The 13695-nt window shown below is 34.2% G+C and carries 7 protein-coding genes, 1 rRNA gene and 2 pseudogenes; 8 read left to right on the top strand and 2 right to left on the bottom strand.

All coding sequences use genetic code 11. From position 1 onward, the window contains the following. Positions 1-113: pseudogene (locus L1967_RS21355) on the top strand (IS5 family transposase); the annotation flags it as partial. Between the two features lie 6 nt (positions 114-119). On the opposite strand, the pseudogene L1967_RS21350 reads toward L1967_RS21355, so the two are convergent. Then, positions 120-277 (bottom strand): annotated as a pseudogene (locus L1967_RS21350) (ribonuclease HII); the annotation flags it as partial. A gap of 148 nt (positions 278-425) precedes the next feature. Between L1967_RS21350 and L1967_RS21345 the strand changes: the two are divergent. Then, positions 426-3443: a SusC/RagA family TonB-linked outer membrane protein gene (locus L1967_RS21345; protein ID WP_249603526.1), complete on the top strand. Its 3018-nt coding sequence runs from the start codon at positions 426-428 to the stop codon at positions 3441-3443. Positions 3444-3453: 10 nt separating this feature from the next. Beyond that, the gene (locus L1967_RS21340) at positions 3454-4857 is read left to right on the top strand and encodes a RagB/SusD family nutrient uptake outer membrane protein (protein ID WP_249603525.1); all 1404 of its coding nucleotides are present in this window, start codon (positions 3454-3456) and stop codon (positions 4855-4857) included. A gap of 188 nt (positions 4858-5045) precedes the next feature. Here the strand turns inward: L1967_RS21340 and L1967_RS21335 are convergent, their stop codons facing one another. After that, a complete protein-coding gene (locus tag L1967_RS21335) occupies positions 5046-5651 on the bottom strand; it encodes a ribonuclease HII (RefSeq protein WP_249603524.1) in 606 nt (201 codons plus the stop codon). 411 nt (positions 5652-6062) lie between these two features. Here L1967_RS21335 and L1967_RS21330 point away from each other — a divergent pair, with 411 nt between their 5' ends. From L1967_RS21330 to L1967_RS21310, 5 genes are all read left to right on the top strand, one after another. Then, positions 6063-9137, top strand: a complete 3075-nt coding sequence (locus L1967_RS21330) for a SusC/RagA family TonB-linked outer membrane protein (RefSeq protein ID WP_249603523.1) — start codon at positions 6063-6065, stop codon at positions 9135-9137. Between the two features lie 4 nt (positions 9138-9141). After that, a complete protein-coding gene (locus L1967_RS21325; RefSeq protein WP_249603522.1) occupies positions 9142-10542 on the top strand; it encodes a RagB/SusD family nutrient uptake outer membrane protein in 1401 nt (466 codons plus the stop codon). Positions 10543-10659: 117 nt separating this feature from the next. Then, on the top strand, positions 10660-12570 hold the full coding sequence (locus tag L1967_RS21320; RefSeq protein WP_249603521.1) for a putative porin: 1911 nt from the start codon (positions 10660-10662) through the stop codon (positions 12568-12570). Positions 12571-12720: 150 nt separating this feature from the next. Further along, entirely contained in the window at positions 12721-12960 is a 240-nt protein-coding gene (locus L1967_RS21315) for a hypothetical protein (RefSeq protein ID WP_249603520.1), read from the top strand. Between the two features lie 434 nt (positions 12961-13394). Beyond that, positions 13395-13695, top strand: a 16S ribosomal RNA gene (locus L1967_RS21310); the annotation flags it as partial.

Genomic DNA, 13695 nt, shown 5'->3' with positions numbered 1-13695 from the left:
CGTTACTAAACAGGTTTGATACTACCGTGGCAAGCTGGAAAGGGTTTAACTATCTTGCTTTTATTGTATTAGCCTTGAAAAAGTTCAAACCCTTCAAAAAGGAAAAAGTTTAAACGAGTTCTTAATAATACTCGCTTTTGATGCGTTAGTTTTTTTTTGAGTCTCTTAGAAATTCATTCTTGAAATCTGTAGGTAATATTACCGCAGCAGCTGTAACTGGACCTGCAATGCATCCTCTCCTGGCCTTATCGGTATTTTGTTTTAAAATCTTTAAAATAAAATGTTAACGTATGTAAGTGTTTTTAGGTTAAACTGTTTTACTATAACGTTTTTGTGCTCTTTTTGTTAAAAACTATTAAGGAAAAATCAATGCTTCTATTTTAATTATAGTCAAATTTGGCGGCTTAAAAACAAATTAAGGAATAATGAAGAAAAATTTGGGAAAAATCCTAATGCTTTTTCTCCTATTGGCAGTACAAACTATACTAGCCCAAGAAAAAGAAATTAGAGGAACTATTATCGATGACCAGGGTTTACCATTGCCCGGCGTAAATGTTATTGAAGAAGGAACCAGGAATGGTGTTCAGTCTGATTTTGATGGTAATTATAAAATTGAAGTTTCAGAAGGAGCAACATTATCTTTTAGCTATGTTGGTTTTGCAACTCAGAACATCAAGGTGGGAAGTCAGTCTACAATAGATGTGACCATGGAGGTAAATGCAGCGGCTTTAGATGAAGTTATCGTTACTGGATATGGTAAAAAGAAAACAGTAAAGGAAACTAGTGCAGCATCGGTGGTTACTGCAAAAGCAATTGAAGATCGTCCAATCGTATCTGTAAACGATATGTTGAAAGGGAACTCTACCGGAGTTGTTGTCACTGGAGGTAGTGGACAACCTGGTGCTAAATCGTCTGTGCAGATTAGGGGGATTAGTTCTTTAAATGCAGGTACTAGCCCATTATATGTGATTGATGGTGTACCGGTAATTTCAGGTGATTATACCAGAAATAGCACAAGTGCAGATGTTCTTTCAAGTATTAATAATAATGATATAGAGTCGATTTCAATTTTAAAAGATGCATCAGCTACCGCACTTTATGGCGCAAGAGCTGCGAATGGTGCGATTCTTATTACCACCAAACAGGGAAAATCTGGAGCTCCTAAATTTAATTTAAGCTTAGAGACTGGATTTAACGAAAAAGCGGTGGATGGGCCAGGTACGCTTAATTCTTCTGAATGGGCAGAAATTACTAACGAAGGCTTAGTAAATGTATTAGGTGAAGATTATGCAAATTATGTACAAGAAAATATTAATCCTAAGGGAATTAATAGTGATTGGGCGAATGCTGTAGAAAGAGGTTCAGCTATGCAGCAGCAGGCTAACTTCTCTGTTACTGGAGGAACTGATCGATTAAGGTATTATTCATCTATTGGGTATTTTGATCAGGAAAGTATTATTAAAAATTCATTTTTCAATAGAACTTCTGGAAGGGTAAAAATCGACTATGATTTAAGTGATAAAATTAGCATAGGCCAAAATATCAGCGCAAGTTTTTCTAATATGAAATCTTTAGCAAATGGGGGTGGTTTTTCAAACCCTATGCTAGCTAAATATTTTGCTCGTCCTTCTGATCCTGTTCGCAATGAAGATGGATCCTTCTTTATAGGAAATGACCTTAATAATCCGCGTTTATCAAATGGACTTTTTAATGTTCCCATGTTACTTGAAAATAACTTTGCAAAGGCTAAAACCTTAAAATTGCAAAGTATAACCGATTTTTCTTATGAAATTACAGATCACCTAACTTACACTTCTCGTCTATCTTTGGATAATACAGTGATAGAAGAAGATGAGTATCAAAATCCTAGACATGGGGATGGATTTTCTGTTCAGGGTAGGGCTTACGCTTATGATACACGTGTTTTTAATTATGTTTTTCAAAATACATTGTCATATGATTTCACTTTAGAAGAAGATCATAATTTTAATATTCTTTTAGTTCAGGAAGCGCAAAAAAATCAATACCGTGATGTTTCTGCTGCTTCAGAGGGTTTTGGTAAAGAGGGATTTACTACTGTGTCTGTTGGTTCTAATAACCTAGAAGCTTTAGGTAAGAGAGAGCAGTACACTAACGCTGCGTATTTAATTAACCTTACTTACGATTACGACAATAAGTATTTCTTTGATGCTTCTTACCGAAGAGAAGGAAACTCTAATTTTGCTAAAAATAATAAATGGGGAGATTTTTACTCAGTAAGTTTAGCATGGGATATTGCTAAGGAAGAATTTTTTAGAAATACTTCAGTAAGTCAGTTAAAAATACGTACTAGTTACGGTGAGGTAGGGAATGCTTCTATAGGTTCAACTTCAAGTTTGGCATATTTTAAATTCGACGGGCAGTATAATGGTCGTATCCCTTTATATGTAGGAGGTGTTGAAAACCCAGATCTAACCTGGGAAAAAAACAAACCATTTAATGTTGGAGTCGATTTTGGATTTTTAGATAACAGAATAACCGGTACTTTCGATTATTTTGTTAAGAAAACTGAAGATTTATTATATGCTATTCCGCTTTCCTTAACCAGTGGAGCTAATATAGAACTCGAAGATGGTACAACGCAGGTTAGCCAGTTTACAAATGCTGGTTCTTTAGAAAACAGGGGTTTTGAAGCAAGTATTGGAGCACAGATTTTTGATAATGATTTTAAATGGAATACCAGACTGAATTTATCTTATGTGCAAAATGAGCTACTGGATCTTGTAGAAAATGATGTAATTAGTGGAACTAAAATACTTCGTGAGGGAGAAAGCATCAATACTTATTTTATGAGAAAATGGGCTGGTGTTGATCCTGCAAATGGTAATCCTCTTTGGTATGTAAACGGTAAGGGAGGAGAAACTACCAGTGATTACAGCAAGGCGGAAAGAGCTGTTCAGGGGAATTCTTTACCTAATTATACAGGAGGTTTTAATAACTCTTTTAGTTATAAAGGAATTACACTTCAAAGTTTATTCACCTTTGCATTAGATTACAAAGTTTATGATAGCTGGGCTACTTATTTGCAAAGTGGAGGAGTGTATAATTTAAATTATCCAGGTTATGCGAATAATTTAGATAGATGGCAAAAGCCTGGTGATATAGCAAAAAATCCGCGTACCGTATATAATACAAATAACCAAAATAATGCCACTTCTACAAGGTATTTATATGATGGTGATTTTATAAGGCTAAGTAATCTACAAATTGGTTACGATTTGGCAAATGTTTTAAACGGCGATTTGTTTAACTCATTTATGGTGTATGTAAGGGGGACTAATATTTATACTCATAAGTTCGACGATGATTTAGAATGGGATCCTGAAACAAGATCAAATGGTATCATTAATCTGGATTTGCCAGCGCTTAAAAGTTATACCATGGGAGTTAAATTATCATTTTAAAAAGATTACAATGAAAAGACAATTTTTAAATATAATGATATTATGCCTAATGGTAATGATGTCATCATGTGGAGACGATTTTTTAGAAAATAAGCAATTTTCCACCACACCTCAGGAAATTACTTCGGTAAACGATTTGAATGCGTTGCTATATGGAGCTTTTATCGATGCTACAGATGCTACTTATTATGGTAGGGATATGATAATTTATGGTACTGTACGCGGAGATGTTGCTTATAATGATGGTGGATCAGGAAGGTTTAGAGGTCCTGCATATTATAATATGATTAGTACAGATGCTTATGCGACAGATACTTTTACCCAAATGTATAAGGTGATAGGTGAACTTAATACTATCATTAATTCAGATTATACAAATACAAATCGAGATGAGGAAATTAAAAATACTAAAGGTCAAGCTTATGTTTTTAGAGCTATGGTATTTTTTGACCTTTTGAAATTGTATGGGCAAGAACACACTGGTGGGAATTTAGGAATTTCTATTTTACTAGATTACGATCCTTCGGTAAAACCAGCTCGTGCCAGTTTAGAGGAAACTTATGCACAAATAGAAGCAGATTTTGGGCAAGGTATACAGTTGTTAGAAGAAAGTGGAATTAATAAACCAGGAACAAAAGATTTAATTAATGTTTATTCTGCCAAAGGTCTTGCGTCAAGATTTTATTTATATCGAGGAACTACGGAAGGATTACAAAAAGCTTATGAGTATACTTCTGATATCATTGCCTCAGGTTCCTATGCTGTAGCGAACGAAGATCAGTATGTGAACTCTTTTTCTCAAGATTTGTCTAATGCAAATTCTTTATTTGAGCTTGCCATAGGTAATCAGGCTCGTTTGGGGACAACTTCAATCGCTTATATGTATTCTAGTGCGGGATATGGTGATATTCATCCGTTAGATGATTTGAAAAGCGATTTTGATGAAAATGATGTTCGTTTGAATTTGTTTCGTGGAGATTTTGTTGAATATAAGTATCCTTCTATAAGAGGGGACAACAGTATTAAGATGCTTCGTTATGAAGAAGTGTTGTTAACTAAAGCTGAAGTGAGCTTAAGATTAAATAGTAATAATAGTGAGGCTCTCGAGCTTGTAAATAAAATTGCAGTAAATAGAGGTATCTCGGCATATAGCAAAGTTACACTTGATGATGTACTGGAAGAGAGAAAAAAAGAACTATTTTTCGAAGGTCAACGTTTCTTCGATATGTTAAGAACCGAGCAAAATATTCCTGTATGGGCACCGGATGGAACGCCAGAACAGATCGGGGAAGGAGAAAATTCCGAAAATAGAATTTTGATTTACGGAAGTGCTAATGAATTAGCTTTTCCTATCCCTCAAAGAGAGATGGATATAAATCCTAATATGGTACAGAATTCAGGCTATTCTAGTTAATCCACATTTTTCTATTGAGTCTTCCTAAAATAGGTTGACAGTTTTAACTACATCATAAAAAAACCAGAGAGGCAAGCGCCTCTCTGGTTTTTTTATGATGTATAAAGTTAAACAGTTAAAAATAGTATAAAGCTTAAGGAATGCGGTGCACATTACATTCCCGAAATTTAACTAATTAGCGTTAAGGCTTAAAATTTCATTTCAAGTTGTTCAGGAAGAAGTCTAAAGCTTTTCCGATGATATTTTGTTATTCCATATTTCCTAATGGCTTCACGATGTTCCTTAGTAGGGTAGCCTTTGTTTTTTTTCCAGTTATACATCGGGAATTCTTCATGTATTTTTTCCATATATTCATCTCGATAAGTTTTTGCTAAAATCGAAGCAGCCGCTATACTCAGATATTTATCATCTCCTTTAATAATGCATTCATAAGGTATATTTTTAAATGGTTTGAACCTGTTGCCATCTACAATAATGTGTTCAGGTTGTGGGGAAAGTTTTTCTATGGATTTATGCATGGCAAGTATGGACGAGTTCAGGATATTAATTTCATCGATAGTTTCCATGAAGATATGAGTAATCCCGTATGATAAAGCTTCCTTCTCCAGAATTTTGCGTAATGCTGTTCGGTTAGTATGTGTTAGCTTTTTTGAATCTCTTAAAACATCATTTTTGAATGTTTTAGGAAGAATAACCGCAGCAGCGGTCACCGGACCTGCAATACAACCTCTTCCGGCTTCATCGGTTCCGCATTCAATAATATCATCCTTAAAATATTTTAAAAGTTTAATCACAGATTACTGAGTATTGGTTTGTAGTTTACTTAGTTGAATAATATAAGATTAAAATTTTTGTTAAATATAGGTGTTTTTAATAGTGTTTTATGATTTTTTATTATAAACCGTAGTTGTTGTTTCTAATTGTATTTTAAAGTTTAGAAATGAATTTATTTATTTTTTAAAAGTAGATGATTAGTTATGATTTTGATAAATTTCAGCTAGAAGTTTTAAATTATAAATAAATAGACTGCTTACATTTATTAATAAAATATGAATCTATTGTAAAAAATACTTAGCAAATAAAAAATAATAAAACGTTTTAGTTGGAATTAATGTTAATTAAATAGGAAAAATTAATTAGAAATATTTTGTTTATTAAGTTATTATTATGATTTTTGGCTCAGGCTAATTCAAATTAACGAAATAATGAAAAAAACATTACATGGATTGCTAACACTTTTTATGGTGTTAGTAGTGCAATTAGTTTTTGCACAAGAAAAAACAATTACTGGTACTGTAGTTGATGAGGACGGACTTCCTCTTCCTGGAGTAAATGTGATTGAGAAAGGTACGAATAATGGAGTGCAGACAGATTTTGATGGAGAATATTCTATATCTGTTTCGCAGCGAGCTACTTTAGTTTTTAGCTATGTAGGTTTCGCAAGTCAGGAAATTAAAGTTGGATCTTCCAGCACCATTAATGCAACTATGGTTGTAGATGCAGCAGCTTTGGATGAAGTTGTGGTAATGGGGTATGTTTCCAAGAAACGTGAAGATATGACAGGTTCTGCTGTTCAAATAAGTAATGAAACATTACAGCAAACTCCAGCTGCCAGTGTAGATCAAGCATTACAGGGTAAGGTAGCTGGTCTTCAAATTAGTTCTACTTCTGGTACTCCCGGATCTACTCAGGATATTAGGATACGAGGTATTAGTTCTATAAATGCGGGTAATGATCCTTTGTATGTTATAAATGGGGTGCCAGTAGTTAACGATAATCTATCGCAAGATAATAATGGTAATAGTTTAGGAAGCTCTACTGTTTCTCCTTTAGCCAGTTTAAATTCTAATGATATTGAGAGTATTACGGTATTAAAAGATGCTTCTGCAACAGCTGCTTATGGGGCTAGAGGGGCAAATGGTGTAATTGTAATCACTACAAAAAGCGGAAAAGCTGGAAAAACTACTATAAATGTTAGTTCTTATTATGGTTTTACGAACAATGCCATAGATGGACCGCAGCCTTTAACCGGAGCTCAGAGAGAGACTTTGTATTACGAAGGTATTTATAACGACTATGGTGCTGAATATGGTTTTTCAAGGGACGAGGCCAAGCAATTTTACGAAGATAACTTGGGAGTTTTTGGGAGATCTTATTTAGATTGGAATGAGCAAGGTCGTCCTGAAGGGAATTGGTTTAAAGCTGTTCAAAATGAGGATGCACCAATGCAGGAACATGTTATTTCTGCAACTGGTGGTGGAGAGGATCATAATTTTTATGCGTCATTAGGTTATTATGATCAAGAAGCGACAGTTATAGGGGCTTCATTTGATCGTATTTCAGGTTCATTAAACTTTACTAAAGATATTTCTGAGAATTTTAAATTTAGTACTGCCAATACAGCTTCTCATCTTTACCAAAATGGAATATTGGAGGGAAGTGCGTATTTTTCATCTCCGCATACGGCTAAATACTTTATGTCTCCGTTAGACCAGCCATATAATGAAGATGGATCAATTAATTTAGATACTGGTTTACCAAATCCGATTTTTATAACTCGGAATGATGTGGATGAGACAAAACTAACGAGAATTTTGTCCAATAACTCTATTTCTTGGCAAACACCAATTGATAATTTATCATTTACCTCAAGATTTTCTGTAGACTATCAGGTATATAATTATAAAACTTATAATAATAGAATACTTGGTGATGGATCTGAAACAGATGGTGATGGTTATGTGATCAGTAGGAATACTGCAACTTATGTATTTCAGAATTCTCTAGATTATGGATTATATTTCGGAAATCATAATTTTGATCTGAAGATACTTCAAGAATTTCAAAAATTCAGAAGGAACTATATAGACGCATCAGGAAATAATTTTGCTGTAGATGGATTGACTAACCTTGCAGTAGCAGGAAATCCAACCGGAGCATATTCAGATTTTACAGATTGGGCAGTTGCCTCTTACTTAGGTACATTGTCATATAACTTTGATAGCCGGTACGTTTTGAACGGTACTTATCGAAGGGAAGGTAACTCAAGATTCGCTAGTGATAGGCGATGGGGGGATTTCTGGTCTGTAGGTGCTGCATGGAATTTACATCGTGAAGAATTCTTAAAAGGTAGTGATTTTGTTAATAATTTGAAGTTAAGGGCTTCCTATGGTAAAACAGGAAATGCTAATATTAATGTGAATCAGTATCAGGTACTTGTTAATTATGACGCTAATTATGCAGGAGCAGGAGCAGGATATCCTCCACAATATGGTAATCCAGATCTTACATGGGAAACAAGTAGAACATTTGATGCGGGTATAGAATTTGGATTGTTTCAAAATCGTTTAACAGGATCATTTGCTTATTACAAAAGAGAATCTAGAGATTTACTTTTAGATGTTCCATTGTCAATGACAACAGGTTTCTCAAGCCAGTTCAGAAACATTGGACGAATGGAAAATCAAGGTTTTGAAGTAGAGCTTAATGGAAACATTGTACGTTCGGAGGATTTTAATATTTCTTTGGGAGGTAATTTAGGAACGGTGAAAAATGAAGTTTTAGAAGTAAGTAAAGATTTAAATGGTGTAGAAGTTCCGGTAACGAATTCTAGTACTTCTTATCAAAGATCTGCATCTGGAACTATGGTTAATGAGTGGTTTATGCCTACTTGGGCAGGAGTAGACCCTGATACAGGTGTAGATACTTGGTATACTGATGCATCTAGAGATGAAATTACAAGCAATTATAATAATGCTCAACGTGTTTATCAGGGGTCTAGTGCGTTACCAAAATTTACTGCAGGTTTAAATTTTCATGTTGATTTTAAAGGATTTTTTGTTGATGCTAATGGTTACTATGCTGGTGGTAATAAGGTTTATGAATCTTGGCATTTATATCTTAACCAAACCAATGGATATATTAGCAGTGTTTATAATGGTTATTCTACATTGATGAACAGATGGCAGGAACCAGGTGATATTACAAGAGTTTCTAAAATGTCTAACGGAGGTGAGCCTTGGAGATATAATACTAAGTATCTATATGATGGAGATTTTATTCGTTTAAGGAATGTTACTGTAGGATATGACTTCAAGCCTCAAATATTAGAACCAATTGGATTAACTGGAGCAAGACTATATGTTCGAGGAATGAACTTGTACACTTGGGTGAAGGATGATAATTTACAACATGATCCAGAGGTGGATGCTACTGGGTTTACAAGTATCACTACTCCCCCTATTAAATCTGTAGTACTGGGTGTTAACCTAAAATTTTAAAAAAATGAAAAAGAAAATACGAAATATATTTTATATAGGAACTGTTGCTTGCTTAGGTTTATTCAATGCGTGTAATACTTCTGATTTAAATCCTTCTTTGGAGCAATCAAATAGAGAAGAAGATGCTGTCATGAGTGTGAGTGATATGCAAGTTTTGTTAAATGGAGCTTTAAACCGAATGACAAGTTCTGGTTATTATGGTCGGGACTATATTATCACAAACGAAGTTAGAACAACTAATACATTTTCTAATGGGAATTCTGGTAGATTTTTGACAGAAGCAGGGTTTTTATATTTGCCCTCAAGTGTCTACATGTGGGATAATGCTTATGCCGTTATAGCAAATGCAAATATTTTAATTAATACAGATGTTGAATCATTAGAAGGGAATGCAGATCTAGGTTTACATATTCAAGGTGAAGCGTATGCTATAAGAGCATTAGCTCATTTTGATTTATTAAAAACATATGGTCAGCAACATGTAGGTGGATCACTAGGTGTGCCTTATATTAAAGAGTTTAAGGGTGATAACGATGCGCCTACTAGAGAAACTATCGATTCCAATATTGAGGATATTATGAATGATCTTGAAATGGCTTATAATTTAATGAGTGAAGATTATTATGATTCTTCTAAAGAATTTTTATCTAAATATGTAGCTAAGGCCTTTGAATCAAGGGTTGCTGTTTATTTTGGAATGTGGGAGGAAGCTAGAGATGCGGCAAAACTAGTTATCGATTCAGGTAATTATACAATTATAAGTGAAGGCGAATATGTAGATTCCTTTGATCAAGATGGTACAGGTAATTCAATATTTGAGCTGGCTTTTAGTGAAACTGACAACTTGAGTAGTAATTCATTATCGTTTATTTATAGAGGGGGAACCTATGGGGATGTTCAGGTTCTTCCGAACGTTGAAAATCTTTATGCTGAAGGTGATGTACGTAAGGATATTTTAGGATATGAAGGTGAATTGTTAAGAAATATGTATAAATATCCAGAGCAATTTTCAAATGTTCCTATTATTAGATATGAAGAAGTAATCCTAAATTATGGAGAAGCTTTATTAAATCTTGGTCAGGCAGGAGAAGCTTTAACCTGGTTGAATATGATCCCGATGAATAGAGCAAAAACACCAGATGATCCCAACGAGGATCCGGCTGATCTAACTTACAGTGAAGCTACAACTGAAAATTTCTTAATGGAAAGAAGAAAAGAATTTATTTTTGAAGGTTTGTATTATTGGGATCTTCTTAGAAACGAAATGAGTATAGAGAAGGTAGATGCTTTACAAAATATCGATAAAACTATCCCTTATGGGGATTTTAGATTAGCTTACCCAATTCCTCTTAGTGAATTGGATGCCAATTCAAGTATGGAGCAAAATCCTGGTTACGGTATTTAGTTCCGATTGATTTTTAAATAAGAACACAAAACCACCCAAACTTGGGTGGTTTTTTTGTTTTATACCAATTCTCGTCTGCTTACGTTATTTTTATACTTTTGTCACATAATTTTTGAAATGAAGAAAGCACTATTTCTAATCACGTTTGTAATTATTGGTTATCATGGTACGGCGCAGGAGCAACAATTACCTAAGAGAAGAGGTAATGAGAAGTCTAATGATTCTGTGGCAGAGCCTACAATAGATCTTTTTAAAATTATATCTATAGAAAATAATACCACTTATGTCGACACTTCTCTAACGATTCAAAAAGATTATAAATTTAATTACTTGCGTAAAGACCTTTTTGGTCTTTTACCATTTGCTAATACAGGGCAAACTTATAATCAGCTTACCGAATTTAGAGATTTTAATTCCGTGATGCCCAAATTTGGAGCTAGGGCTCGTCATTATAATTTTATGGAAGTCAAGGATATTAACTATTATCATGTTCCAACTCCATTAACAGAGTTGTATTTTAAAACCGTACCTGAACAGGGGCAGCAATTAGATGCGTTTTTTACGGTAAATACTTCAGAGCGCTTAAATTTTAGTATCGCTTATAAAGGCGTACGTGCGCTTGGACGTTATCGACATATTCTTACCAGTACAGGTAATTTTAGGACAACGCTAAACTATCAAACTAAAAATAGAAAATATAGGGCGAAGGCACATTTTGTAAGTCAGGATTTGCTTAATGAAGAAAATGGAGGCTTAACAGATGATGCGCTAGCTTCATATATAAGTAAAGAGCCTGAATTTGATGATCGTTCAGTTCTAGATGTTAATTTTGAAAATGCTGAGAGTACCTTATATGGTAAGCGATTCTTTTTAGATCATCAATATTATTTAACGGGAGCACAGGACACCCTTCAGAATAAGCTTTATTTTAGTCATAGATTGAATTATTCATATAAAAAGTTCCAATATCTTCAATCGGCTGCGGCTACGGCTATTTTAGGAGAGGCTTTTCAGAGTACTAATCTTAATGATGAAACCCGATACCGCAATTTGGATAATACGATAGCAGTAAATTTTGAGAATTCTGTTTTAGGTAAGATATCAGGAAGGGCAGGATATTCATTTTTAGACTATTGGTATGATTCTGTTTTTATAGGAGAAAATGGAGTCGTAGGTGATAGGCTAGAAGGAAGGCTCGTGAATGTTGGTGGAAGTTATGATAATTATTTAGCTGGGTTCAATCTTCATGGTGATGTATCATTTAATTTCGGAGATGATTTTTCAGGAAACCATATTCTGGCTTCAGCAGGTTACAGGCTAGATGAGAATAATTTCTTAAACTTTGGGATAAAACAAACCAGTAGGGCACCGAATTTAAATTTTTTACTCTATCAAAGCGATTATATAAATTATAATTGGGAGAATGATTTTGAAAACGAAAACGCACAAAGCCTTTTCTTTGAATTATCAGCTAAGATGATTGCAGAATTTAGTGGTGAAATTACACAAATTCAGAATTACACCTACTTCTCTCGTAATGAAGATACAGTTGTTAAACCATTTCAATTTAGCGGAGATGTACGATATTTTAAATTGAAAGCCCAAAGAGAGTTTACTTTCGGAAAGTTTGCCTTAGATAATACAATACTTTATCAAAAGATTTCAGATGGTGGAGATGTCCTTAATTTGCCAGAATTAGTCACTAGAAATACCTTTTATTATAAAGATTTTTGGTTTGATAAAGCCTTATACTTGCAAACAGGTTTAAGTCTCCGTTATTTTTCTTCTTATCAGATGGATGCCTATGATCCTGTTTTAGCAGAATTCTATGTTCAAAATACTTCGGAATTTGGTAATTATCCTGTAGTAGATTTCTTTTTTAATGGAAAAGTGGATCAGGCAAGAATATTTTTTAAGCTGGAAAATCTAAATTTCTTAATTGATGGGAATAATAATTTCTCTGCACCAAGATATCCGCACAATGATTTTATGGTGCGATTTGGCTTAGTTTGGAACTTTTTTCTATAATTTTCAGTAGGATTACTATATGATATTCGGAATGATTTATCATTTATTGAATGTTAATCTAATGTTAAGTTGTGTTTGGGTTGTTTAATTGGTGAATTTGGTTTGAATTCCATGCGATTTTCGTAAAAAATCAATAATTTTTAAAAAGCCTTGTGTAACCAAAAAACGGTTTTATATTTGCACCCGCTTAGCCGCTTAGGTGGTGTTTATAGAAGCGAGAAGTTCATTGAAGATTTAGGGTTAAAAGGAGTAAAAAAACTTAAAAAAAGATTTGGTTTGTATTTAAAAAAGCCAGTATCTTTGCGCCCCGCTAAGGGAGCTTGCAAGGGCAGTGCTTGTGGGGAGTTCATTGATTTTTTTACTTTTAAAAGTGCTGAAAAAAAACTTTAAAAAAGTTTTGGTGGTTAAAGAAAAAGAGTTGTATATTTGCAGCCGCTTTACCGGCGAGGTTTTTAGGGAAAAGGTTTTGTTTTGAGTTTTTAAAAAAAATAAAATTTTTCTTGCAGGTTTAAAAATAAGTTGTATATTTGCAGCCGCTTTAGGAAAAGCCAAAAAGTTCTTAAAATAGTGAAGTAAAAGAAATACCGGTTGGGGGGTTATGTTAAGGTTCGATACCTTAGATTTCAACGAAAGGATCTTTAATTGGATCCGGACTTTTAAAAAGTTCATTGACATATTGAATTGACTAGACGATACCGATTTTGATTTATTGAAATTGGTATAGCGTAAAGATTAAGAATTAAGACTATAAAGAGTCAAACTTTTGAGCTTTAGACTTCTTGAGAAGGAAAACATTTATTTGATTGTAACATATTAAAGAAACAACGATGAAGAGTTTGATCCTGGCTCAGGATGAACGCTAGCGGCAGGCCTAACACATGCAAGTCGAGGGGTAACAGGGAGTGCTTGCACTTTGCTGACGACCGGCGCACGGGTGCGTAACGCGTATGCAATCTACCTCTTACTGAGGGATAGCCCATGGAAACGTGGATTAATACCTCATGGTATTATGATCTGGCATCAGGTGATGATTAAAGGTTACGGTAAGAGATGAGCATGCGTCCTATTAGCTAGATGGTAAGGTAACGGCTTACCATGGCCACGATAGGTAGGGGTCCTGAGAGG

This window comes from Zunongwangia pacifica, from assembly GCF_023499215.1.
Taxonomy (GTDB): domain Bacteria; phylum Bacteroidota; class Bacteroidia; order Flavobacteriales; family Flavobacteriaceae; genus Zunongwangia; species Zunongwangia pacifica.
This window is presented reverse-complemented; position numbering and strand designations above follow the sequence as displayed.

What these genes read in the sequence shown, in the direction of transcription:
- L1967_RS21330 (WP_249603523.1), top strand. Translation starts at nt 6,063, where the DNA reads ATGAAAAAAACATTACATGGATTGCTAACACTTTTTATGGTGTTAGTA.
- L1967_RS21325 (WP_249603522.1), top strand. Translation starts at nt 9,142, where the DNA reads ATGAAAAAGAAAATACGAAATATATTTTATATAGGAACTGTTGCTTGC.
- L1967_RS21340 (WP_249603525.1), top strand. Translation starts at nt 3,454, where the DNA reads ATGAAAAGACAATTTTTAAATATAATGATATTATGCCTAATGGTAATG.
- L1967_RS21345 (WP_249603526.1), top strand. Translation starts at nt 426, where the DNA reads ATGAAGAAAAATTTGGGAAAAATCCTAATGCTTTTTCTCCTATTGGCA.
- L1967_RS21320 (WP_249603521.1), top strand. Translation starts at nt 10,660, where the DNA reads ATGAAGAAAGCACTATTTCTAATCACGTTTGTAATTATTGGTTATCAT.